The following is a 22,084-nucleotide window of genomic DNA, read 5'->3' on the forward strand; positions in this document are numbered from 1 at the left end:
ATGGCGCGTGATTTCGTATGTTGCGCGCCAAAGATCAAGGGGGCAGCGATGAGCCAGCGCGCATATGTGATAGATGAGATGATCTCGGCCAAGGCAATTGCTGCCCGGATCGAAGAGCTTTGCCGCGAAATAACGGCTGAATTCGGCGGCACCGACAAGCTGGTCGTTGTCGGCCTGCTGCGCGGCAGCTTCGTCTTTATCGCTGATCTGGTGCGTGAGCTGGACCTGCCCATCGAGGTCGATTTTCTTGAGGCATCATCCTACGGAGACTCGACGGAAAGCAGTCGAGAAGTTCGTATTCTTAAGGACTTACGCGGCGCTATTGAAGGGCGCGATGTTTTGGTGGTCGAGGATATCGTGGATACTGGCCATACCCTGAACCACGTCTCCAAGCTGCTCCGCACCCGCAAGCCGCACCGGTTGAAATCCATCGCCCTTCTGGACAAACCCAGCCGGCGCGAGGTTGATTTCCGCTCGGACTGGATCGGGTTTGAAATCCCTGATGAATTTGTCGTGGGTTATGGCATCGACTATGCGCAGCGCAATCGCAACCTGCCGTTTATCGGCAAGGTTCGATTTGTCGAAGATCAGGACTGATGAGTCTGCGCCATTTTGTTCGCATGTCGAAATGGGGGCGAAACCCGCCCTCGGAACGGCGCGTGAAACTGGTGTTTGGCGCGATCCTTATCTGCCTGATGATTGCCGGAATTGAATATATGGGTTGGTGGCCCGAATGGGCAGAAAGCCAGCCCAGAAAACTCAGGCCTTGAGCGTTTGTTCGATAGCAGCCAAAAAAATATCTGTCCCGATCGGGATCAAAGCATCCGGGAAATCATAGTCGGGGTTGTGTAGCTGCGGATGATCCCGCCCCGCGCCTAGCCAGAACATGGCGCTTTTTGCGCCTTTTCCGAACTGCCCGAAATCTTCCGAAAACCTTTGTGGTGTCGCAACCAGCTTGCAAGGAATGTCGCGGCTTTGGCAGGCCTCTGACAGGATCTGCACGGCTTCACCCGAATTTGTGCAAGCCTCAAACACATCGTCATAGGTGATTTCAACACCTAATCCCTGTGCCTGAGCACGTGTAGTCACCAGCTGTTCTGCGTCGCGGATCAGGCTTGCCATCCGGCTGTCCGAGACCGTGCGCAGGGTCACCCACAGTTCGGCCTGACCGGGTGCGATACCAAAAGTGGCCTCACCCAGCCTAGCATGGGTTACCGTTGTCAGCGCATATTCTGCATCCAGCGCCCCACCCTGCCCCAGAATGGCCAAAGCAGGCATAAGCTCTGCCAGCGCACCGGCTGGCGACACTCCATCCTGAGGAGCCGCCGCGTGAGAGGTTTTGCCCGTCAAAACAATTCGCATCCCACGCGAGGCGCAATTCGCCGGACCCGAGCAAAGCTCAACCCCGCCCAATTCCAAACCCGGCAAATTGTGCAAAGAAAACACATAGTCAGGAGCGATATCCGCAAACTTGGGATCAGCACGATAGGCAATCGCACCTTGACCGGTTTCTTCGGCGGGTTGAAAAATCAGAACCACCCGCCCCTTGGTCGGACGCTTGTCCCCCAATACAAAGGCAACACCAAGCACCATCGCCATATGGCCATCATGCCCGCAAAGATGCCCCTTTCCGGGATGTTGCGACGCGTATCGTGCACTTGAGATTTCCTGGATCGGTAAACCGTCCAATTCACACCGGATTCCGATGGTTGGTCCGGGCTGTCCGCTATCATAAACCGCGGCGACACCGTGGCCACCAATACCTGTCAGAACCGCATCGGGATCACACGCCTGAAGCAAGTTCGAGATACTCGTCGCGGTTCCACGTTCCTCGCCCGATATCTCAGGCACTTGATGCAGTTCATGGCGCTTTTCGGTAAGCCAGGATTGAAGTTCGGGTTTCACCTCTGATTCAACTTCTTTTGTCGAGCTTCGCGCAAACGGGCGAAATCATCGCCCGCATGGTAAGACGACCGGGTCAAAGGAGTTGCCGAGACCATAAGGAAACCTTTGCCGAACGCAGCTTTTTCATAGGCCGCAAACTCTTCGGGTGTAACAAAGCGGTCAATGCCATGATGCTTGGGTGTTGGCTGCAGATACTGACCGATAGTCAGAAAATCGATATCCGCCGCGCGCATGTCATCCATTACCTGACGAACTTGCTGCTCGTCCTCGCCCAGTCCGACCATTATGCCGGATTTGGTGAAAATGGACGGGTCCATCTCTTTGACCCGCTGCAGTAAGCGCAATGAGTGGAAATATCGCGCACCGGGACGCACCTGAGGATATAGGCCCGGCACCGTTTCAAGATTGTGATTGAACACATCTGGCTTGGCCTCGACAACAATCTCAAGCACCGAGGGATCGCATTTCAGGAAATCCGGCGTCAGAATCTCGATCGTAGTCTTGGGCGAGCGGTGTCGCACCGCACGGATGGTCTGTGCAAAGTGATCAGCGCCTCCATCGAGCAGGTCATCCCGGTCCACGGATGTGATGACCACATGGTTCAAGCCCAGCTTCTGCACCGCATGCGCCACGCGACCCGGTTCAAATGCATCCAGAGTATCCGGCTTACCGGTCGCAATGTTGCAGAAGGTACAACCGCGCGTGCAGATTTCGCCCATGATCATCATGGTCGCGTGACCCTGGCTCCAGCACTCACCCACATTCGGGCATCCGGCTTCTTCGCAGACGGTGACCAGATTATTGTCACGCATGATCTTGTGCGTCTCGGCATAGCCCTTGCCACCCGGCGCTTTGACACGAATCCAATTCGGTTTGCGCGGAGCCGCATTGTCAGGTCGATGTGCCTTTTCGGGGTGTCTTTGCTCGGGTATTTTCAGATCACGCACAGCTGGCTTTCCTGACTTTGGGTCAATTTTCTTTGTTCATAACATAGACCGACTCATTTGGTTACACCAGCGGCGCATAGCCGCTATGCAGCACGTCTACGCGCGTGCAGCGAAAGTGACCATGCACATCATTTTACGCATTACTTATAATGCTTTAACGCCAACAAAGATATTATGCTTTTGCAGCATATATATCATTGAAGCCGAGTTAGAATCATTTTAACTCTCGCGGCAAACATATGTGAATCACAGGAGTTTGATGATGAAAACCGGTGCAAAACTACCTGACGTAACCTTCCACACCCGTGTCCGCGATGAGGCCGTCGAAGGCCCCAACCCGTTCCGTTGGGAAGACAAGACAACTGCGGATTATTTTGCAGGCAAGCGCGTTATCCTGTTCTCGCTGCCCGGCGCATTCACCCCGACATGCTCGACCTATCAATTGCCTGGTTTCGAAAAAGGCCACGGCGATTTTGCGGCCAAGGGCATCGATGCAATCTACTGCATGTCCGTCAACGACAGCTTTGTCATGAACAAATGGGCCGCCGATCAGGGTCTGGAAAACGTCAAGGTCATTCCTGATGGGTCCGGTGAGTTCACGCGTAAAATGGGTATGCTGGTCGACAAGGACAATCTGGGCTTTGGCATGCGCTCGTGGCGTTACGCAGCCATCGTCAACGATGGCGTTGTGGAGGCATGGTTCGAAGAGCCCGGCCTGATGGATAACTGCCCCGAAGACCCTTACGGCGTGTCGTCCCCAGAAAACCTAATGAAGCATCTGGACGAAGCCCGCGAACCGGCGCTTGTATAATCCTGTCATGCACTACTTTGAATGGCCCGCCATTTCGGCGGGCCTATTTCGTTAGGTTCGAGTTTTAGCTACCACGTCTTCACCGACCTGCCGAATTACTTGCGCCAATCGATCGAACCACTCCTCTGCTCCGGTCGAGCTGCGACGCACCAGGCCAATGGTCCTCGCCGGTTGCGGCGCACCAAATCGCAACAATCGCAATCCGGGGACTGCATCCGTCTCGGCCTGCGCCGCAAGTTCAGGCATCAACGTCAGGCCAAACCCTTCGGCGACCAAACGCGACAACGTGGCAAGTGAGGACGCACCCATATTAATTTGGCCGCTGGTACGATCCTGACCGCAAACTTCTAGCGCCTGATCTGTCAGGCAGTGCCCGTCTTCCAACAGCATCAACTGCGCTGTCTTCAAGTCCACAGGCCGCAACTCTTCCGGGCTGATGGTCAATCGATTCAAGCGAGTCTGACTTCCTGCCAGCAAGAACCGATCTTCGAATAGTGGCTCTTCGTGGAAAGTTCCATTTCCCAAGGGCAGCGCCAGTACGGCGGCATCTATTTCACCCAAGCCCAACATGGATAGCAATCGCTCGGTCCGGGCCTCACGAATCTGAACCCGCAACGAGACATCCGCAGCCCGCAACCCGGCTAACACCCCCGGCAGCAAATAAGGTGCAACCGTAGGAATAATCCCGATCGACAGGGACCTATGGCCACCCGAATGGTCGCGCGCAAATCGATCCAACCGTTCGGCCGCGTTCAGGACATGTTGGGCATAGTCCAAAACGTCTCGACCAAGTGGTGTCAACAGGATGTCGCGGGCCTGCCGTTCGAACAACGGCCCACCGATCGAGTCTTCCAGTGCCTTGATTTGAACCGAAAGCGCAGGCTGCGACACATGGCAGACCTGCGCGGCACGGCCAAAGTTACGCTGTTCGGCGACGGCCTGGAAATATTGCAGCTGGCGGAAGGTGAAATTCATAACCCCTGACTATCATTTGGGGTCATTTCCGCAAGGCCGGTATATGGCTGCATGAATCGTTCAGCCGATCATCCGATCCCGCTCGGTCTGGTCCTCGTAGTGGCGCTTCAGCCTTTGCAACGCGATCCGCAGCACGATCTTGCCTGATCGCGCAGACCAGCCCATCCGCTTTTCGGCCAGCTCAAGCCCTTCTAGATAACAACAACAGCGCAGCGCGACGTCGCTCAAACCCGGCCCAAGGTCAGACAGCGCGCGGGCCACACGATCCCTGGCACCAGAAGGTCCTCGCCCCACATGGCTGTCCGAGGCAAAGTCACCGCGTCCACCGCCTGTCAGAAAGCGATCCCAATTCTGTGTGACCTGAGGTCCGATCTGGGCCAGTTCGAAATCCTCACGCAAGCGCTCGCCCGCGCTCACCAGAGTTTCATCCAGAAACGGCTTGCCATCCCGGTCGCGGCGGCGCGCCAAAGCGATCAGCGGGCTTTCCACAGTGCTGTAACGGACGCGAGGCTGTGATGGCGCCCTTGCACCCGCAGTTGCGGGTTTGAATGCGGCCTGCGCTTCCGCCATGCCAAATTCATTCTGCGTGCGCGCTCGGTTTTCGGCCTCGGCAATCAAATGACTTAGCGCAGCCCTGCCCGAGGTTGAAATCCGGTAGCGCGAGATCCGACCCGGACTATCGCATGAAATCCAATCATTCAGCGCCAGAGCCTGCGCGATCCGGCAATCTACAACTGCTGTTTTAGTAGTTCCACCTTCGCCGTTGTCCCGAACCACAACAGCCTTGTCCATATCCTCGGCCACGGCAAGCACTGCACCGGATTCACACATGCGCCTCAGTACACGCAGCGACTCGCGCTCGAATTCGTCGTCTTGGGCTTCGGGCCGTTCTGCTTCAGACGTCACGATTGCAAATGCAGAACCTGTGCGCTCCATTGGCGCAAAGTGTGACTGGGCCAGAGAATGCAGAGCTGCATCCACCAAAGGATCGTCCCTGCGCATCTCGACCCTGCGGATCTGACGCAGAATGGTCGATGCATGGCACCCCGCAGACCGTGCGATATCCCGTATGGACCGTCCTGACTCTGTGTGGTCCAGATATCGCTGCGCCCCTTCGGGGACCCATGCCGGAACGGTGAATGCCACGCTGTTTTCCATATTTCTTCGCCCTCGTCGACAAAACAAACTGACAGTTTTAGCCGTCGGATTCTTAGTTAACCAAATCTAACTAGAGTTGCTTTCGTTACTCGTTCGTTAATCACAGACGGCACAGAGCAGAATTGATTCAAAAAGATAAACAGTGGTGAAACCATAGTTCGGGGTGATCCCGCACAAGGCAACACCCGCTTAGGTTGTGTCACATTTCAGACAGCGAAATTGAAAAAGAAGGAAAGCTGCCGTGCAGGACCTGATGACCATGATCACCACACTCCGCCGCCCGCGACTACTGGCCCGTGCCGCCAAGATCGGGGCGCAGGACTATAATCGCGACCGCCACCTGCAACGGCTTCTTGGGTATGGATCAACGCCGGCCACTGGAGCAGCGTTGATCCGGTTGCTGGAATTGGAGCGTGAGATAAACGCGCAGCGCATCGAAGAAGATGCGGCCTATTCACTGGTTCGCCATCTTGATCTGCTGATTGCATTGAATGGCGAAGCGCAACTGTATCAGGCCAGTCGCGCAACGCAGTATCAGTAATCAGGTGAACGCGTCCGGCATCGATGCTTTCTTTTCGGCAACATATGCGTCGAGCGCCGCCTTTACATCAGGGTCAAGCTGCGGCTGCTGGTAGTTCGCCAACAGATGCTCAACCCGTGCCGAAGCCAGCGTACGTGTATCGCGGGCGCCTTCTTCTTCCCAGGTCTCAAACGGCTTGTAATCCAAGAGATCGGTTTTCCAGAACGCTTCCTTGAAGTTGGCTTGCGTATGGGCACAACCCAAATAGTGACCTCCGGGACCGACTTCGCGGATGGCGTCCATCGCCTGTGCATTCTCATCATAGGCCACACCTTTGGCCAATCCGTGCAAGACGCCCAACTGATCTGCATCCATGACGAATTTCTCGAAATCCGCCACCAAGCCGCCTTCGAGCCAACCGCAGGAATGCAGCATGAAATTCACACCCGACATAAGACCCATGTTCAACGAGTTCGCGGTCTCATACGCAGCTTGCGCATCCGGCAATTTTGAACCACAGAACGAACCCGCAGAGCGATATGGTAGACCCAGTCGGCGCGCCAACTGACCCGCGCCATAAGTGACGTGCGAAGCCTCTGGGGTGCCAAAGGTCGGCGCTCCTGAATTCATGTCGATCGACGATACGAATGCCCCAAAGATCGCAGGAGCACCCGGACGGATGATCTGGCTATATGCTACACCTGCCATGACCTCGGCCAGAACCTGCGTCAGCGTGCCCGCGACCGAAACCGGTGCCATAGCACCACCCACGATGAACGGCGAAATAATGCAGGCCTGATTGTTTGCGGCATAAACTTCGAGAGAACCCATCATCACGTCGTCAAAGGTCATCGGCGAGTTGATGTTGGTCAACGATGTCATCACGGTGTTGTTCTGCACGAACTCTTTGCCGAACAGGATCTCGCACATCTCGATCGAATCCTGCGCCCGGCTAGGATCAGTGACCGAACCCATGAACGGTTTGTCGGACAGAGTCATATGCGCCATCAGCATGTCCAAATGGCGCTTGTTTACCGGAATATCTGTCGGTTCGCAGACCGTACCGCCCGAATGGTGCAGCCACTTGGACATGTAGGCCAGCTTCACGAACTTGTTGAAATCGTCCATTGTCGCGTAACGACGTCCGCCTTGCGCATCGCGTACGAACGGAGGACCATAGACCGGAGCCAGAACCATATTGCGACCGCCGATGACTACCGATTTCTCAGGATTGCGGGCGTGCTGGGTAAATTCGCTAGGGGCGGTCTTGATCAGCTCACGTGCCAGGCCGCGCGGCAGGCGGACACGCTCACCATCGACATCTGCACCCGCGTCTTTCCAGCGCTCAAGCGCTGCCGGATTGTCTATGAAATTGACGCCAATCTCAGCCAATACGGTTTCCGCATTGGTTTCGATAATCTCCAGCGCCTCTTCGTTGAGGACCTCGAAATTGGGGATATTGCGTTCGATATATTTCGCGGTTTCGATCTTGACCGCCGTACGCTCGGCACGACGGGCGGCACCACCGCCACCCCGTGCCCTGCGCCGGGTGTTTGCCTCTGCCATTGAGTAAATCCCGTGATTGGTTGGTTTGGTAGATGTGTTACATGAACGGCAAACTTCGCCACAGGTAGTTTACGGCGCTCTAGAGGTAAAAGCGACATGAACCGCGGGCCGCTGCGACATATGTCTGTCGGTTACTACTTTGCCTTATTCTGCATAACGACAGTGTTTCCTGACACCTCGACCTCAACCCAACCCAGATAAGTGTACATTTCGCGGGTTGCACGCATCAGCCGATGTGTCCGCAAGCGCAGGACTGAAAGCCCGGCCTCAACGGCCTTAGCTTCAGCAACTGCAAGCAGTTGCCGCGCAATACCCTTGCCCTGAGCCTCTGGCGAAACGGCGAGATTGAATATCATCACGGCCTCGGCCTGTTGATCGAATATGATGACACCGAGAAGTGCACCGTCCACTTCAGCAATGACGACCTGATGCTCTGCGATCTCTTCCTCGATACCAGACGCAACATCCGGCAGATCGGCAATGTCTCTCATCGCATCGGCATAAGCGCTTGCGATACAAACTTGTATCGACTTGGCGTCGCTTCGTTCGGCAGTTCTGAGTTTTATGGTGGTCATGTATCAGCCTCCTCGCTGAATTGACGTCATTACGCTTGCACAAGCAAGGCTTGCGACCTAATAGCCAATCATGACCCAAGACAGCCATGACCGCCTTTTGATCATCGACTTCGGCAGCCAGGTGACGCAGCTTATTGCCCGCCGCTTGCGCGAACTGAACGTCTATTGCGAAATCCACCCCTACCAGAACGTCACGATGGATTTCGTGCGAGAGATGGCGCCCAAGGCCGTCATTTTTTCGGGCGGCCCTGACAGTGTTACGCGCGAGGGTTCACCCCGCGCCCCGCAAGAGATTTTTGACTACGGCGTGCCGATCCTGGGCATCTGCTATGGTCAGCAGGTGATGATGCATCAACTGGGCGGCAAGGTTGAAAGCGGGCACGGCACCGCAGAATTTGGCCGCGCATTTGTTACTCAGAATAATCGGCTTGATATCCTCGATGGCTGGTTCGCCGAAGGTGACGAGCAGGTCTGGATGAGCCACGGCGATCATGTAAGCGAAATCGCTCCGGGTTTTGAGGTGTTCGGCACTTCACCCAACGCGCCGTATGCCATCACGGCCGACGCCTCGCGTCATTTCTATGCGGTGCAATTTCACCCCGAGGTTCATCACACACCCAAGGGTGCAAAGCTCTATGAGAATTTTGTCAAACTGGCAGGGTTCAAGGGCGATTGGACCATGGGGGCTTATCGGGACGAGATGATCCGCAAGATCCGCGAACAGGTCGGGGACAAAAAAGTCATTTGTGGCTTGTCTGGCGGTGTCGACAGCTCGGTTGCGGCGATCCTGATACATGAGGCGATTGGCGATCAGCTGACCTGCGTGTTTGTCGACCATGGGCTGCTACGCAAGAACGAAGCTGCCGAAGTCGTCGGCATGTTCCGCGACAATTACAACATCCAGTTGATCCACGCGGACGAAAGTGAACTGTTCCTGGGTGAACTTGATGGTCAATCCGATCCTGAGACCAAGCGCAAGATTATCGGCAAGCTGTTCATCGACGTGTTCCAGAAACACGCCGACACAATCGACGGCGCCGAGTTCTTGGCACAGGGCACCCTGTATCCAGATGTGATTGAATCCGTGTCGTTTTCGGGCGGTCCATCTGTGACCATCAAATCGCATCACAATGTGGGTGGCCTGCCTGAAAAGATGGGTTTGAAGCTGGTCGAGCCTCTGCGTGAACTCTTCAAGGACGAGGTCCGCGCGTTGGGCCGAGAGTTGGGCCTGCCCGACAGCTTCATCGGTCGCCACCCCTTCCCCGGCCCCGGCCTTGCCATTCGCTGCCCGGGTGAGATAACTCGCGAAAAGCTTGAGATCCTGCGCGAAGCCGATGCCATCTATATCGACCAGATTCGCAAACATGGTCTGTATGATGAGATTTGGCAGGCCTTTGTCGCCATTCTTCCGGTGCGCACAGTCGGTGTAATGGGGGATGGACGAACATACGATTACGCCTGCGCCCTCCGCGCGGTCACATCCGTCGATGGCATGACAGCGGACTACTATCCGTTCAGCCACGAATTCCTCGGTGAAACCGCCACGCGTATCATCAACGAAGTCAAGGGCATCAACCGGTGCACTTACGACATCACCTCGAAACCTCCCGGAACGATTGAATGGGAGTGATTATTCCCCCTCGACAGTGCTGAAATGCACCGCGTTTGACGGGAGAAGGACAATTCGATGAGCAACTACTCGGTACATGAAACGGCAATCGTCGATGAAGGCGCACAGATCGGAGATGGCTGCCGAATCTGGCATTGGGTGCACATCTGCGGCGGCGCTAAGCTGGGCCGAAATGTTTCACTTGGGCAGAATGTATTCGTTGGGAACAAGGTCATAATTGGCGACGATTGCAAAAAATTCAGAACAACGTTTTGAACTATGACAACACCACGCTGGAAGACGGCGTATTCTGTGGGCCGAGCATGGTGTTCACGAATGTGTACAACCCGCGTTCATTGATCGAACGAAAGGCCGAATACCGCAATACTCTGGTAAAGAAAGGGGCCACGCTGGGCGCCAATTGCACGATCGTTTGCGGTGCTACAATCGGGGAATACGCGTTTATCGGTGCAGGTGCCGTGGTTAATGCAGACGTGAAGCCATACGCACTGATGGTGGGCGTCGCTGCCAAACAGATTGGCTGGATGAGCGAGTATGGCGAGCAGTTGGATATCCCTCTCACTGGTCGTGGTGAGGTTACCTGCCCTCATACCGGTGCTCGATACGTGTTGAACGGCGATTCGGTCAGCAAAGCTCTGCCAACCACCTGAGTATCAGTGCCAGCGCGCTGACCGGTTAAGAACCCCCTTTATTTGCGGGTTCGCGTCAGAATACTGGCATCATCTAAGCCGCTCACCCAAAGCGATCATAGACGGCCAGACTTACATTTAGCCTTGCTTCATCGGGTAAAACGCAATCTATTCAGCCCGTTGCACCACGGCACATGTAAGAGATCTCATGAACAGCAATAAAATGCAGATCGGTAAGGCGGCGCTGTGGATGACAGGGGCGATCGCCTCATTCACATCGATGGCCATTGCCGGCCGCGAGCTGAGCGTGACGCACGACACCTTTGAGATCATGTTCTATCGCAGCCTAGTTGGTATCTGCGTGGTGGCAATCGTCCTCTCGGCTTCACGCAAATGGCATCAGGTAACCACCGAACGTCTTGGTTTGCATGGTATTCGAAACGTGTTGCATTTCATCGGGCAGAACCTGTGGTTCTATGCAGTAACGGTGATCCCGTTGGCCCAGGTCTTTGCACTCGAATTCACTCAGCCCATCTGGGTGATCCTGCTGTCCCCACTGCTGCTGCACGAGAGGTTGACCGCTTTGCGTCTGACCGCAGCCCTGATCGGATTTGCCGGGATTCTCATTGTGGCCCGTCCAGGGGCCGCCACACTTAGTGCCGGCGTTATTGCTGCGGCCGCATCTGCGATTTTCTTCGCGTTAACAGCAATATCGACCAAGTCCTTAACGCGCGCAGCCAGCATCGGATGCATTATGTTCTGGCTTACTTTGATGCAGGCCGGTTTGGGTCTGGTTGCATCAGGTCTGGATGGGCAAATCACACTTCCAACCTTAACGACTGCGCCGCTTCTTTTGCTTGTCGGCTTGGCAGGCCTATTGGCCCACTACTGTATTACCAATGCCCTGGCCATCGCGCCTGCGACCGTGGTCGTGCCGTTTGATTTTGCACGCCTTCCGACCATCGCGATCCTCGGGATGGTCCTTTATCACGAGCCGCTGGATCACTGGACGCTGCTGGGGGCCGTGGTGATCTTTGCCGGGATTTTCCTGAACGTTTGGTCCGAGAACCGTAGCAATTCAGCAACACCCGCATAGAGCTATTTTGCTGAATAACGCTCCGTCACCGGTTGACCCAATTTTAAAGTTTAAGACAGTAAAAAGCGGTAACGAGGCCGAATACGCCCAATGAGGATGCGTATAACAGGCAATTTGGACAGTGTAGGGAGGAATATATGAAACGAGTGTTGTTGCACACATGCGCGTTGTGCATTGGGGCAACCGCGGCGCAGGCCGGCGGCCTAGACCGAAGTGGGCAAGGTGTTAACATCCTGTTCGAAGAGGGATCTGTCGTGCAGTTTCGGCTTGGGTATACAAAGCCGGACGTAAGCGGATCGATGGAGGATCAAATCCCGACGAGCCCGACGTTTGGGGAAACGATTGACTCGGGCAATGTCTCGAACAGCTTTTTCACACCGCATCTGGCATACAAGACTTCTTTGACCGAAAAGCTCGACTTCGCGCTGGTTTATGACGAGCCGTTTGGCGCGGATATCGACTATTCTTCGGATTATCCCTTGTCGCAGAATGTCTTGGCTCTGGCAGGTCTTCCCGGAGCAACAACTGACGTGCTTCGCGCAAAAGCAGATACCGATGCGATCACGGCTTTGCTTCGCTACAAATTGGATGGTGGCTTCAGTGTTATCGGTGGTCTCCGCGCCCAGCGTCTGAAAGCAAGTGTTTCAGTTCCGATCGCTGGTGCAAGCACAACACCATTCGCGTCCGGCGGATACCGCGTTGAAACCGATGCCGAGATCGATTTCGGTTACGTTGTTGGTGTTGCTTGGGAACGGCCAGATATCGCCGCACGGGTCGCTCTGACCTATAACTCGAAAATCACACATGATCTATCGCAGACCGAAGCGAACGATGCCATCACGGGAATTGTTCCACCCGGCATACCCGTCGTGGGTCGCGTCAGCGCTGATTCATCGACCGAGGTTGTGACGCCTCAATCGGTCAATCTCGATTTCCAGACAGGTGTCGCGCCAAAAACCCTGTTGTTTGGTTCGATCCGTTGGGTTGACTGGCCGCAAACCGTGTACGCACCGCCGGTCTATACTGGTCTGACAGGTATTAACCTGGTCGACTACGAAGAGGCGACATGGACCTACTCACTGGGTCTCGGCTATCAGTTCAGCGAAGAATTCTCTGGCGCGGTAACGCTGGGTTACGAGAGCTCTCAGGGGAACTCGGTCTCGAACCTAGGCCCGACCGATGGGTTCTGGAGTATCGGTCTGGGCGGCACTTACTCTCTTGAAAAGGCCAAGATTTCCGGTGGTGTACGCTATACGGATATTGGGGATGCCACTGCCAACGGTACTGGCCCCGATAACCGTGCCACGTTCACTGGCAACAGCGCATGGAGCGTTGGTATTCAGGTGACTTACGCGCTGAACTAAAGCAGATGCAAATGTGCATATTAAGCCCCGCCATCTCGGTGGGGCTTTTTCGCATGTTCCGGGTCGATATGCTGATTGAGAGATGCCAGAACAAGCCATGACTTCTCAGAAAACACTCACAGCTCGCACTTGGTCCGAATTGATACTGCTTGGTGTCATTTGGGGAATGTCATTCCTTGCGATCCGAATCGCACTTGATACGATTCCCGTCATAACATCAGTTTTCCACAGGGTTTTTTGGGCAGCGCTGGCGTTGTGGATCGTCATCATCTTTCAACGCCAACCGGTCCCGAGCGATCCCAAGGTCTGGGGTATTTTTCTGATCATGGGGCTGTTGAACAATGTCCTGCCATTCTCGCTTATGGCCTGGGGGCAGCTCTATGTCGAAACTGGGCTGACATCGATTCTGAACGCTGCCACCGCGATCTTCGGCGTCCTTCTGGCGGCCTTGTTTTTTCGCGACGAGAGGCTGACCAAAACCCGCCTCCTTGGCGTAGGGCTTGGGTTTCTGGGCGTTTCAATCACAATTGGCCTCAGACAGTTTAGCAACCTAAACCCAAGCAACCTGGGTCAGGTTGCGATCCTGGCTGGGACGCTTTCTTATGCGTTTGCAGCCATCTGGGCTCGCATCCACATGAGCACACTTCCACCTCAGATCGCCGCGGCAGGTATGTTGACCGGATCTGCGATCCTGATGACGCCTGTTATGTTGTTGGTCGATGGAGTTCCGACCTTCACCCTGCCCCTGCAAACCTGGCTGGCAATCGCCTATTACGCCCTGCTCGCTACGGCCGGGGCGTATCTGCTGTATTATCGCGTACTGCAACAAGCAGGCAGTGGCAATGTTCTGCTCGTAACGCTCATCATTCCGCCAATCGCAATACTAATGGGTGCTTTGGTACGCGATGAAGCTTTGCCACCACGTGCTTTTATCGGTTTTACGGTACTGGCGATCGGCTTGCTCATCCTCAGCCGATCTCGCCGACGCGATTGACGCCGCCAGCGGCCCGTTTTAGCTAGGGCAAAACAAGGGACGGCGGATTATGATCTACAACTCGGCAACGGACTGGCGTCAGGCTGCGCGAAAGAAGGTGTTGTTCTTCGGTATGTCCGGGTTGGGAAAATCCTATGTCTCAAACACGCTGCGAGATGCCGGGGACTGGTTCCACTATTCAATCGATTACCGCATCGGCACCCGCTATATGGGCGAACATATCGCGGACAATGCCAAGGCTGAGGCGATGAAAGTACCCTTTCTCCGCGAGCTTTTGCTGTCGGATTCAATATATATCGGATCGAACATCACGTTTCAAAACCTGACCCCGGTGTCGACTTATCTGGGCAAGCCGGGCAATCCCGATCTGGGCGGCCTTGAAATCTCGGAATATCAGCTGCGGCAAGACCAGTTTCGGCAGGCCGAAATCCATGCCCTGTTGGATACCAAGTATTTCATAGACCGGGCCAATCGTCTTTATAACTATCCACACTTTATCTGCGATACCGGCGGGTCAATCTGCGAATGGGTAGAGCCTGACAATCCAAATGACCACATTCTGACTGAATTGTCGCGCCAGACCCTGATGATCTGGATCAAGGGCGATGAAGCCCACACTGAAGAACTGATCAAACGCTTCGACAAGGCACCAAAGCCTATGTCCTATAAGGCCGAGTTCCTGCTGAGGGTTTGGGACGAATACCTCGCCCTCAACAAGTGTTCCGGCACCAAGGTTGATCCAGATGCATTCATCCGCTGGACATATGCGCAAGCGCTGGCGCACCGGCAGCCACGCTATGAAGCGATGGCCCGAAATTGGGGTGTTACAATAGCAGCCGATGACATCGCCAAAGTGCGGGATAGTGGCGATTTCGATGAGTTGATCGAACGCACCCTTGAGACCCGCCCCAACCCCGCCTAAGTTCCAGACTTCCTTCGCAGTTTCAACAGCGTGACCAAATGCCGATCAAAATCCCCTCTGACCTGCCCGCCTTTGAAGTCCTGACAAATGAGGGCGTCATGGTCATGGCTGATGATCAGGCCGCACGGCAGGATATTCGCCCCCTTCGGATCGGGCTTTTGAACCTGATGCCAAAGAAGATACAGACCGAAAACCAGTTCGCACGCCTGATCGGAGCGACCCCACTGCAGATCGAGCTATCGCTGATCCGCATGACGGAACACCAGACAAAGAATACCGCCGCCGAGCATATGGCCGAGTTCTACCATCCTTTTCAGGAGGTGAAGGACCAGAAGTTCGACGGCCTGATCATAACCGGTGCACCAATCGAACATCTGGATTTCGCTGACGTCACCTATTGGGATGAAATCCGCGAAGTGTTTGAGTGGACCCAGACCAATGTGCATTCCACATTTGGCGTATGCTGGGGTGGTATGGCGATGATCAACCATTTCCACGACGTTGAAAAACACATGCTGGATGCGAAGGCCTTTGGCTGCTTCCGGCACCGGAACCTAGCACCCGCGTCTCCATTTTTGCGTGGTTTTTCTGATGATTGCGTGATACCCGTCAGCCGCTGGACCGAGATGCGGCAATACGAGATCGATGCGGTTCCTGATCTGATCACTTTGCTTGGCAGTGATGATGTCGGCCCCTGCCTGATCGAAGATCCCGTGCATCGGGCGCTCTATATCTTCAATCACTTTGAGTATGACAGCGATACGCTCAAACAGGAATATGACCGGGACATCGCAAATAACACGCCGATTAATGTGCCTATCAACTACTATCCCGACGATGATCCAAGCCAGAACCCTCAGAACAGGTGGCGCAGTCACGCGCATCTGCTTTATGGTAACTGGATCAATGAAATTTACCAGACAACCCCGTTTGATATGAGTAAAATTGGCCAGTAAGCTTTTGATATCACTCAGCGTTGCGCTTGTGGGTCTCGCTCTTGTGACCGCATGGCGCAGCGCGCAGCGTGAAAGCAGCGCCGAGGCTTCGTTTCCGCCAGAAGGCCAGATCGTCGATGTCGATGGCGTTGCTGTGCATGCCGTCGTGATGGGCGTAGGGCCGGATGTGGTGCTTATCCACGGGTCCAGCGGAAACACGCGCGACATGACTTTTGCGCTGGCCCCAATTCTGGCCGAGACCTATCGCGTCATCGTCTTTGACCGCCCGGGTCTTGGATATTCAGATAGCTTTAACTCCGACGGTGAAACCATTGTCGAACAAGCGGAAATCCTACAACGGGCTGCATCGAAACTAGGCGCAGAAAAACCGATCGTCGCCGGGCAAAGCTATGGCGGTTCGGTTTCGCTTGCCTGGGCTGTCACCCGGCCCGACAACATCGCAGCTTTGGTCCTGATCGCTCCGGCGGCGATCCCGTGGGAAACACCTCTGGACGCGTTCAACACTATTGGTGCGACGACAGCGGGCAACGCCCTTGCTTTGCCTTTGGTCAGCGCATTTGTTCCTGACTGGTTTGTTACGAAGGCGTTGGACCAGGTGTTTGCACCGCAAAAAGCCCCCAAAGGATATGCCGAGCATTTCGGGCCGGGCTTGACCATACGCCAGTCTTCGATGCACGCAAATGCCAAACAGCGTGCAAATCTGCTGGATGAAATCACCGAGCTTCAACCCCGCTATGGCGAGATCTCCGTGCCAACCGAAATTGTCCACGGCACCGCGGATACGACTGTCGGGCTGGGCTGGCATTCCGAGCGCCTGATCGAACAAATCCCTGGCGCTGAGCTGATCGAATTGGACGGCATAGGACACATGCCGCAGGTTGTGGCCGCCCCAGAGGTTGCCGCCGCAATCGACCGCGCAGCCGAGCGCGCGGGTTTGCGTTAAGCCCATCCGTAATTCATAGTAAGATATGGATTTTATTGCGAGGCGTGCATGACCCAATCAGACCCGGACACTATCGAGAACTATTTTCACAACCACGCCCCAAAACCCATACGCTCGGCTATTGAAGAGGCCAAGAAGGGTGAAATTCTGAACCCGACCTACCCCTACTCCAAAAAGCTTAAAGGCAAGGAATACGATCAGCAGATGGAAGGTCTGCAGATTGAGCTGGTCAAGATGCAGCGATGGGTCAAGGAGAATGACCAGCGCATCGCTATCCTGTTCGAGGGCCGTGACGCCGCTGGCAAAGGCGGAACCATCAAACGGTTCCGCGAGAATTTGAACCCGAGGGGCGCGCGGAACGTGGCGCTCAGCAAACCCTCGGACGCAGAACGCAGCCAATGGTATTTCCAACGCTATATCTCTCATCTCCCATCGGCCGGTGAAATCGTGTTTTTTGATCGCAGTTGGTATAATCGGGGCGTTGTCGAAAATGTCTTTGGCTTCTGCACGACGGAAGAGCGTGAACGGTTTTTCCGCCAGGTCCTGCCCTTGGAAACCGGGTTCAGCAATGATGGCATCCACATTTTCAAGTTCTGGCTGAATGTCGGGCGTGCCGAACAATTGAACCGCTTTCTTGCCCGCGAAACCGACCCTTTGAAGCAGTGGAAACTCAGCCCGATCGACATCGCAGGCCTACACAAATGGGATGAATACAGCCAGTCGATTACCGAAACCCTTACACGAAGCCATTCCGAAAACTGCCCTTGGACGATCATTCGATCAGATGACAAGAAACGCGCCCGGCTGGCAGCCATTCGCACCGTGCTAAGCCAACTCGACTACGAAGGCAAAAACCTGGAAGTAGTGGGCATGCCGGATGAAAAGATCAGTGGTGGTCCGGAAATCTGGGATGCATAAGCTAATTGCAACACTCTGCTCAGCCTATGCTGGATTAGGCCCTAGCCGCTGCATATATACAATAAAACGCGCCTGAGGCCGGGATGACGAAACGCGGATATCACCACGGAAACCTAAAGCAAGCCTTGATGGAGGCCGCCTTATCCCTGATCGAACAGAAGGGACCGACCGGTTTTACATTGTCAGAGGCCGCAAAGACTGCTGGGGTCACTCCCGCAGCCGTCTATCGCCATTTCGAAGGGCGTGAGGACCTGATCGCCGAGGCTGCCCGTCAGGGGTTTGAGATGTTCGCCGACCTGATGCAATTTGCCTATGACAAAGGGCAACCCTCGGCGCTTGCGGCGTTTGAGGCCACGGGCCGCGCCTATCTTGCCTTCGCCCGCAAGCACCCCGGCTATTATATCGCGATGTTCGAAAGCGGGATTTCAATCAATCGTACACCGGAACTGGCGCTGGCCGCGAACCGGGCCAAAAACGTGCTTGAAAAGGCCGCCAGCGATCTGTCGCAGCATATTCCGCCGGAGAAGCGTCCGCCCGCTTCGATGTTCAGCGCCCATATCTGGGCCATGAGCCATGGTGTTGTCGAACTTTTTGCACGCAATACCGGCGCAAGTTCCCCCTTCCCGCCTGAAGACCTTCTGGAGAGCGGAATTGGAATCTATTTGCGCGGTTTGGGTCTGGTCGCACAGGACGAATAAGACCCTGCCAGTCAATCACTTTCGCGGGCGGTCCCGCCGTCGATCAACGGGACTCCCGCTGCCCTCACGCCTGCAATAAGCGCATCAACCGGTTGCGACTCTTTGAATACGCGGCGTTTCAGGGCCTCCAGCGGAAAACCAGGCCAAGTTTTCTGGTAAACATTGGCGAGACGCTGTGCCTCGACTTGTTCGCCATTGTTCCAATGTGCGGCCATCAGATAGGCCGCTGAAATCGGCCCAAATGGCCCTCCGCGCTCGATCGTGTCCTCGTAAGTTCGGATCGCCGCTGCATAGTCTCCGGTATGAAAATGCGCAGACCCCAGTACATTGCCAAAGACAAGCCCGCCGCTGCGTTCCGCGAGCTCTTCATACCATTCAGATTGCGCCAGGATCCGCTCGAAATTCAGAGTATAGAGTGAAATAAGTGCATCGAACTCAGCGACATGCGGATCGGTGGGGGCCAGATCAACGGCTCTGCGAGACAGGGCCGATGCCCGATCGTAATTGCCCAGTGCAAATTCCAGCCAGGCCCGCGCCGAAAGCGCCCAGGCCTCATCAGGTGCGATATCCATCGCATGGGCGCTTTTTTCATCGGCAGACCTCAAATACTTTTCTGCATCCTGTTCAAAGAACAACAAAATGGCCAGCATGGTCTCGACCTGTGCCGCTCCGGCATAGCCGCAGAAAAAGAGTGGATCTCGTTCAATCGCCGTCTCAAAAATCAGCAAAGCCGGTTGCAGGCGCGATAGGTCAACGACGGGGAACATCACATCGCGGCCAGCACTACAAAGGTTTATTGCTTCTACCCGCGCGGGAGATACGTCATAAATCGCGCTTTGCCCTCGGCCCACAGCGCTGCGAGGCTCATTCTTTGAGTAATAGCCTGATACCCAGATGCCTAAGCCAATCAAAGCCAGAAAGAACGCGATGACCAACGCGCTTCGCCGAATGCCCTGTGGGTTCTGGGCTTGCGAACTCCCCAGCGTAAATTCGGGTGCATAGCTACCGACAGGCAGTGAAATCACCACGGGATCAGCTTCGCCATCACCTCCGTAGTAAGCTTTTAGCTTTCGCCTGACACGACCCGCATCAACGCGCACAACCCCTTCCCGCTTGGTCAAGTCTTCGGCGCTGTAACCATAAACATCCATGGCAATGGTCTTGGCGCGGATCTCATCCGTGCGGCCGGCAAGCGCTTCGGTCACGACATAGTTAAGAAAGGCCCGCATTCGGGCAGATCCTTTGAAACCACCCGAGGCCAAAACCCGCCCAAGGGCACTTCGCACCTCCTCATCCGAGAAAGAAGGCGCTGTGTCACGTTGTTTGTTATCCCCCCGGGAAATCAAGAACTATCCTTTCATGTCAATGGCTTGACCCCATGGTGCTACGGTAGCATGCGGCTTTATACGTTCAAGTCATATTCTAGGGAACGCATGCTTTACGAGCAATTTCCACGAAGGCAACGCGGATGGACGAAGAAGACTTCTTTGACGCACAATTCCCGGGAACCTCCGTTCTGATGCGAAACATGCGCGCCCAAGACAGTGAGTTCGACCGGATTTGCCTCGATTATCAGGAGATGATGACCGAGCTGGCACAGTCTCCTCTTTCCGACACGGGCGTTCGCCCTCGGTACCTCGCGGATCTGGCGGAAACCGTTACTGATTTGCGAAGCTCTATCGAAGCAAAGCTGTCAGACGTTCCGGGTACGCTTGGGCATATGGATAAAACGAAAGGCTTGAAATGACCCTGAAACACATTTTGCCCGCGCTAATCCTGACTGCAGCTTCGGCATATGCCCAACAGAACCCGATTATTCACGATGGTGAGTTCGAATTTCTGCGTGCCCAGTTCGGCGCGGTCTGGGATGCCCAGGACATTGAGATTGACGCGAAACTGGCCGAAATCCGCGAAGCAAACGGGGGCAAACCACCCAATATCCTGTACATCCTGATCGACGACATCAGCTTTGGTCAGATGGGTGATCGCAAGATGAACTACGTCATGGGCATCGAAACGCCCAGCATCAACCAGTTCGCCACCGAAGGTTTGTCGCTGATGCGAATGTACACGGAACCCTCGTGCACACCGACCCGAACGGCGATGCTGACCGGGCGACATCCGGTGCGTGCCGGTGTGACAGAAGTCAAAGTGGCTCTGGTAGGCGAAGGCCTTCCAGCCAGCGAGGTGACCCTGCCCGAGATCCTAAAAGAGGTTGGCTACAACACCGTGCATGTTGGCAAGTGGCACCAAGGTGACATCGAACAGGCCTACCCCCACAACCAAGGTTTCGATTGGGCCGCCTTCCCCCTGCATCAACAAGTTCAACTGAGCCTCATGACCCCCGAGGCGATGCGCGCGAATAACATGCTTGGATACGTGCCCGAGGGGCAGAACAATCAGTTTCTGCTGGATGAGCGTTTCAAACCCTACGGACTGGTGACTGGTGTCGAGGCAGAAGCAGGCGGCACCGCCCGAGAGGTGGATATGTCACCGGGCGAGGTCTGGACCCAAGCCAAGTATGAAGCGATGAACGAGAGGTACCAGCGTCAGGCTCTTGAGCAATTGGAGCGTGCCGCAGCCGAGGAAGAACCGTTTTTCCTGCAATATTGGCCGCTCTACCCGTTGAATTTCGTTTATGCCGAGAACGCGATCTCTCGCAACGGCGGGTTTCATGCCGACAAACTGCAACTACTGGATGGCTGGATCGGTGACCTGCTGGTCAAGCTCGAAGAAACCGGAGAAGCCGACAACACGATTGTGGTTTTGATGGCCGACAATGGACTGATGTACCACTACGAAGGAACTTCGGGGCTCAATCAACTGATCTATCGTGGCGGTAAGACCCAACATCTGGAAGGTGGCGTACGCACGGATGCATTCATTCGCTGGCCCGGAGTAATCGAGGCTGACAGCGCCGCCGGAGATATCTTTCATGTGTCTGATATCTATACCACAATGGCTCGGATCGCAGGCGCGACTGATCATATCCCGCGCGACCGCATCATCGATGGTGTCGATCAGACCGCCCTGCTGCTGAACGGTGAAGGCAACGGTCGCCGCGATTATGTATATGTCTATGAAGGCCCGGTTTTGCGCTCGGTGGTCAAGCAGGAATTCAAAATGCACCTGCCCGCGCCCGGCCAACCCGGAGCGGCGGCCCCGACCTTCAACATCTATCGTGATCCACGCGAACTGCACCCTTTGGTCGGTTACTCACTTTGGGCCGGAGCGTCGTTTCAGGACATGATCAAACGCCATCAGAAGATGATCGCGAAACACCCGCATTCCGAAATCGGGCGCGGCATCCCCTACGAGGGCATCGACAACCTGCGCCCGGAATCTGAACTCGCTCGCGATGTGTTCACCAGCTGGCAGCAGTGAAGGCTACAGAAATTCCTGTTTAAATATGATAATGTTTTAATGTGAAATCAGCGGCAGGAGTGTTTGCGTTCCGCCCAGTACACGATCGGGGGA

Annotated in this window: 22 protein-coding genes and 1 pseudogene; 16 read left to right on the top strand and 7 right to left on the bottom strand. The window is 55.2% G+C overall.

The window, feature by feature from the left end:
• Positions 1-48 precede the first annotated feature (48 nt).
• Both hpt and ACR0DE_RS12235 read left to right on the top strand, forming a co-directional pair.
• The gene (gene hpt, locus ACR0DE_RS12230; RefSeq protein WP_480753400.1) at positions 49-597 is read left to right on the top strand and encodes a hypoxanthine phosphoribosyltransferase; all 549 of its coding nucleotides are present in this window, start codon (positions 49-51) and stop codon (positions 595-597) included.
• Entirely contained in the window at positions 597-770 is a 174-nt protein-coding gene (locus ACR0DE_RS12235; protein WP_170421327.1) for a hypothetical protein, read from the top strand. The genes hpt and ACR0DE_RS12235 overlap by 1 nt, the downstream gene beginning before the upstream one ends.
• On the opposite strand, the gene ACR0DE_RS12240 is transcribed toward ACR0DE_RS12235, so the two are convergent.
• Positions 760-1,905 carry an amidohydrolase gene (locus ACR0DE_RS12240; RefSeq protein ID WP_480753403.1) on the bottom strand — a complete coding sequence of 382 codons (1,146 nt, stop codon included), beginning with the start codon at positions 1,903-1,905 and terminating at the stop codon, positions 760-762. The two genes, ACR0DE_RS12235 and ACR0DE_RS12240, sit on opposite strands and share 11 nt — an antisense overlap.
• Complete coding sequence (gene lipA, locus ACR0DE_RS12245; protein ID WP_170405410.1) at positions 1,902-2,852, bottom strand: lipoyl synthase; 951 nt, start codon at positions 2,850-2,852, stop codon at positions 1,902-1,904. Before lipA ends, ACR0DE_RS12240 begins: the two co-directional genes overlap by 4 nt.
• A 262-nt stretch (positions 2,853-3,114) precedes the next feature.
• Between lipA and ACR0DE_RS12250 the strand changes: the two genes are divergently transcribed.
• On the top strand, positions 3,115-3,663 hold the full coding sequence (locus ACR0DE_RS12250; RefSeq protein WP_170645965.1) for a peroxiredoxin: 549 nt from the start codon (positions 3,115-3,117) through the stop codon (positions 3,661-3,663).
• 51 nt (positions 3,664-3,714) lie between these two features.
• Here the strand turns inward: ACR0DE_RS12250 and ACR0DE_RS12255 are convergent, their stop codons facing one another.
• Both ACR0DE_RS12255 and ACR0DE_RS12260 read right to left on the bottom strand, forming a co-directional pair.
• The gene (locus ACR0DE_RS12255) at positions 3,715-4,638 is read right to left on the bottom strand and encodes a hydrogen peroxide-inducible genes activator (protein ID WP_170732036.1); all 924 of its coding nucleotides are present in this window, start codon (positions 4,636-4,638) and stop codon (positions 3,715-3,717) included.
• A 60-nt stretch (positions 4,639-4,698) separates the two neighbouring features.
• Complete coding sequence (locus ACR0DE_RS12260; RefSeq protein ID WP_170645964.1) at positions 4,699-5,796, bottom strand: DUF6456 domain-containing protein; 1,098 nt, start codon at positions 5,794-5,796, stop codon at positions 4,699-4,701.
• Between the two features lie 241 nt (positions 5,797-6,037).
• Here ACR0DE_RS12260 and ACR0DE_RS12265 point away from each other — a divergent pair, with 241 nt between their 5' ends.
• Positions 6,038-6,337 carry a DUF6477 family protein gene (locus ACR0DE_RS12265; protein ID WP_170510243.1) on the top strand — a complete coding sequence of 100 codons (300 nt, stop codon included), beginning with the start codon at positions 6,038-6,040 and terminating at the stop codon, positions 6,335-6,337.
• Here the strand turns inward: ACR0DE_RS12265 and ACR0DE_RS12270 are convergent, their stop codons facing one another.
• Both ACR0DE_RS12270 and ACR0DE_RS12275 read right to left on the bottom strand, forming a co-directional pair.
• Positions 6,338-7,882 (bottom strand): trimethylamine methyltransferase family protein, encoded by a 1,545-nt coding sequence (locus ACR0DE_RS12270; protein WP_480753406.1) that lies wholly within the window; start codon positions 7,880-7,882, stop codon positions 6,338-6,340.
• Positions 7,883-8,016: 134 nt separating this feature from the next.
• The gene (locus ACR0DE_RS12275; RefSeq protein WP_480753409.1) at positions 8,017-8,457 is read right to left on the bottom strand and encodes a GNAT family N-acetyltransferase; all 441 of its coding nucleotides are present in this window, start codon (positions 8,455-8,457) and stop codon (positions 8,017-8,019) included.
• Between the two features lie 70 nt (positions 8,458-8,527).
• Between ACR0DE_RS12275 and guaA the strand changes: the two genes are divergently transcribed.
• The 10 genes and pseudogenes from guaA to ACR0DE_RS12325 all read left to right on the top strand — a co-directional run bounded on the left by guaA (position 8,528) and on the right by ACR0DE_RS12325 (position 18,607).
• Positions 8,528-10,087, top strand: a complete 1,560-nt coding sequence (gene guaA, locus ACR0DE_RS12280; RefSeq protein ID WP_480590580.1) for a glutamine-hydrolyzing GMP synthase — start codon at positions 8,528-8,530, stop codon at positions 10,085-10,087.
• A 57-nt stretch (positions 10,088-10,144) separates the two neighbouring features.
• Positions 10,145-10,737 (top strand): annotated as a pseudogene (locus ACR0DE_RS12285) (acyltransferase).
• Positions 10,738-10,924: 187 nt separating this feature from the next.
• Positions 10,925-11,812, top strand: a complete 888-nt coding sequence (locus tag ACR0DE_RS12290; protein ID WP_480753411.1) for a DMT family transporter — start codon at positions 10,925-10,927, stop codon at positions 11,810-11,812.
• Positions 11,813-11,949: 137 nt separating this feature from the next.
• Entirely contained in the window at positions 11,950-13,176 is a 1,227-nt protein-coding gene (locus ACR0DE_RS12295; RefSeq protein ID WP_170393255.1) for an OmpP1/FadL family transporter, read from the top strand.
• Positions 13,177-13,273: 97 nt separating this feature from the next.
• Positions 13,274-14,170: a DMT family transporter gene (locus tag ACR0DE_RS12300; protein ID WP_170393704.1), complete on the top strand. Its 897-nt coding sequence runs from the start codon at positions 13,274-13,276 to the stop codon at positions 14,168-14,170.
• Positions 14,171-14,219: 49 nt separating this feature from the next.
• Entirely contained in the window at positions 14,220-15,092 is an 873-nt protein-coding gene (locus ACR0DE_RS12305) for an ATPase (RefSeq protein ID WP_480753414.1), read from the top strand.
• Positions 15,093-15,130: 38 nt separating this feature from the next.
• Positions 15,131-16,048 (top strand): homoserine O-acetyltransferase MetA, encoded by a 918-nt coding sequence (gene metA / locus ACR0DE_RS12310; RefSeq protein WP_170393257.1) that lies wholly within the window; start codon positions 15,131-15,133, stop codon positions 16,046-16,048.
• Positions 16,038-16,991: an alpha/beta fold hydrolase gene (locus ACR0DE_RS12315; RefSeq protein ID WP_480753417.1), complete on the top strand. Its 954-nt coding sequence runs from the start codon at positions 16,038-16,040 to the stop codon at positions 16,989-16,991. Before metA ends, ACR0DE_RS12315 begins: the two co-directional genes overlap by 11 nt.
• A gap of 48 nt (positions 16,992-17,039) precedes the next feature.
• Positions 17,040-17,909 carry a polyphosphate kinase 2 gene (gene ppk2, locus ACR0DE_RS12320; RefSeq protein WP_170393259.1) on the top strand — a complete coding sequence of 290 codons (870 nt, stop codon included), beginning with the start codon at positions 17,040-17,042 and terminating at the stop codon, positions 17,907-17,909.
• An 83-nt stretch (positions 17,910-17,992) separates the two neighbouring features.
• Positions 17,993-18,607, top strand: a complete 615-nt coding sequence (locus ACR0DE_RS12325) for a TetR/AcrR family transcriptional regulator (protein ID WP_170393260.1) — start codon at positions 17,993-17,995, stop codon at positions 18,605-18,607.
• Between the two features lie 11 nt (positions 18,608-18,618).
• On the opposite strand, the gene ACR0DE_RS12330 is transcribed toward ACR0DE_RS12325, so the two are convergent.
• Positions 18,619-19,836 carry a tetratricopeptide repeat protein gene (locus ACR0DE_RS12330; protein WP_480753419.1) on the bottom strand — a complete coding sequence of 406 codons (1,218 nt, stop codon included), beginning with the start codon at positions 19,834-19,836 and terminating at the stop codon, positions 18,619-18,621.
• A gap of 239 nt (positions 19,837-20,075) precedes the next feature.
• On the opposite strand from ACR0DE_RS12330, the gene ACR0DE_RS12335 reads away from it, so the two are divergent.
• On the top strand, positions 20,076-20,354 hold the full coding sequence (locus ACR0DE_RS12335) for a hypothetical protein (protein WP_480569452.1): 279 nt from the start codon (positions 20,076-20,078) through the stop codon (positions 20,352-20,354).
• The gene (locus tag ACR0DE_RS12340; RefSeq protein ID WP_480753422.1) at positions 20,351-21,991 is read left to right on the top strand and encodes a sulfatase-like hydrolase/transferase; all 1,641 of its coding nucleotides are present in this window, start codon (positions 20,351-20,353) and stop codon (positions 21,989-21,991) included. Before ACR0DE_RS12335 ends, ACR0DE_RS12340 begins: the two co-directional genes overlap by 4 nt.
• Positions 21,992-22,084: the final 93 nt, after the last annotated feature.

This window comes from Ruegeria sp. C10, assembly GCF_056537805.1.

Excerpts from the sequence above, each read along its gene's own strand:
- ACR0DE_RS12250 (WP_170645965.1), top strand. The coding sequence starts at position 3,115 with ATGAAAACCGGTGCAAAACTACCTGACGTAACCTTCCACACCCGTGTC.
- ACR0DE_RS12235 (WP_170421327.1), top strand. The coding sequence starts at position 597 with ATGAGTCTGCGCCATTTTGTTCGCATGTCGAAATGGGGGCGAAACCCG.
- ACR0DE_RS12255 (WP_170732036.1), bottom strand. The coding sequence starts at position 4,638 with ATGAATTTCACCTTCCGCCAGCTGCAATATTTCCAGGCCGTCGCCGAA.
- ppk2 (WP_170393259.1), top strand. The coding sequence starts at position 17,040 with ATGACCCAATCAGACCCGGACACTATCGAGAACTATTTTCACAACCAC.
- ACR0DE_RS12330 (WP_480753419.1), bottom strand. The coding sequence starts at position 19,836 with ATGCGGGCCTTTCTTAACTATGTCGTGACCGAAGCGCTTGCCGGCCGC.
- ACR0DE_RS12340 (WP_480753422.1), top strand. The coding sequence starts at position 20,351 with ATGACCCTGAAACACATTTTGCCCGCGCTAATCCTGACTGCAGCTTCG.
- metA (WP_170393257.1), top strand. The coding sequence starts at position 15,131 with ATGCCGATCAAAATCCCCTCTGACCTGCCCGCCTTTGAAGTCCTGACA.
- ACR0DE_RS12260 (WP_170645964.1), bottom strand. The coding sequence starts at position 5,796 with ATGGAAAACAGCGTGGCATTCACCGTTCCGGCATGGGTCCCCGAAGGG.
- ACR0DE_RS12270 (WP_480753406.1), bottom strand. The coding sequence starts at position 7,882 with ATGGCAGAGGCAAACACCCGGCGCAGGGCACGGGGTGGCGGTGGTGCC.
- ACR0DE_RS12300 (WP_170393704.1), top strand. The coding sequence starts at position 13,274 with ATGACTTCTCAGAAAACACTCACAGCTCGCACTTGGTCCGAATTGATA.
- ACR0DE_RS12305 (WP_480753414.1), top strand. The coding sequence starts at position 14,220 with ATGATCTACAACTCGGCAACGGACTGGCGTCAGGCTGCGCGAAAGAAG.
- ACR0DE_RS12325 (WP_170393260.1), top strand. The coding sequence starts at position 17,993 with ATGACGAAACGCGGATATCACCACGGAAACCTAAAGCAAGCCTTGATG.
- hpt (WP_480753400.1), top strand. The coding sequence starts at position 49 with ATGAGCCAGCGCGCATATGTGATAGATGAGATGATCTCGGCCAAGGCA.
- ACR0DE_RS12290 (WP_480753411.1), top strand. The coding sequence starts at position 10,925 with ATGAACAGCAATAAAATGCAGATCGGTAAGGCGGCGCTGTGGATGACA.
- ACR0DE_RS12275 (WP_480753409.1), bottom strand. The coding sequence starts at position 8,457 with ATGACCACCATAAAACTCAGAACTGCCGAACGAAGCGACGCCAAGTCG.
- ACR0DE_RS12295 (WP_170393255.1), top strand. The coding sequence starts at position 11,950 with ATGAAACGAGTGTTGTTGCACACATGCGCGTTGTGCATTGGGGCAACC.
- guaA (WP_480590580.1), top strand. The coding sequence starts at position 8,528 with ATGACCCAAGACAGCCATGACCGCCTTTTGATCATCGACTTCGGCAGC.
- ACR0DE_RS12335 (WP_480569452.1), top strand. The coding sequence starts at position 20,076 with ATGGACGAAGAAGACTTCTTTGACGCACAATTCCCGGGAACCTCCGTT.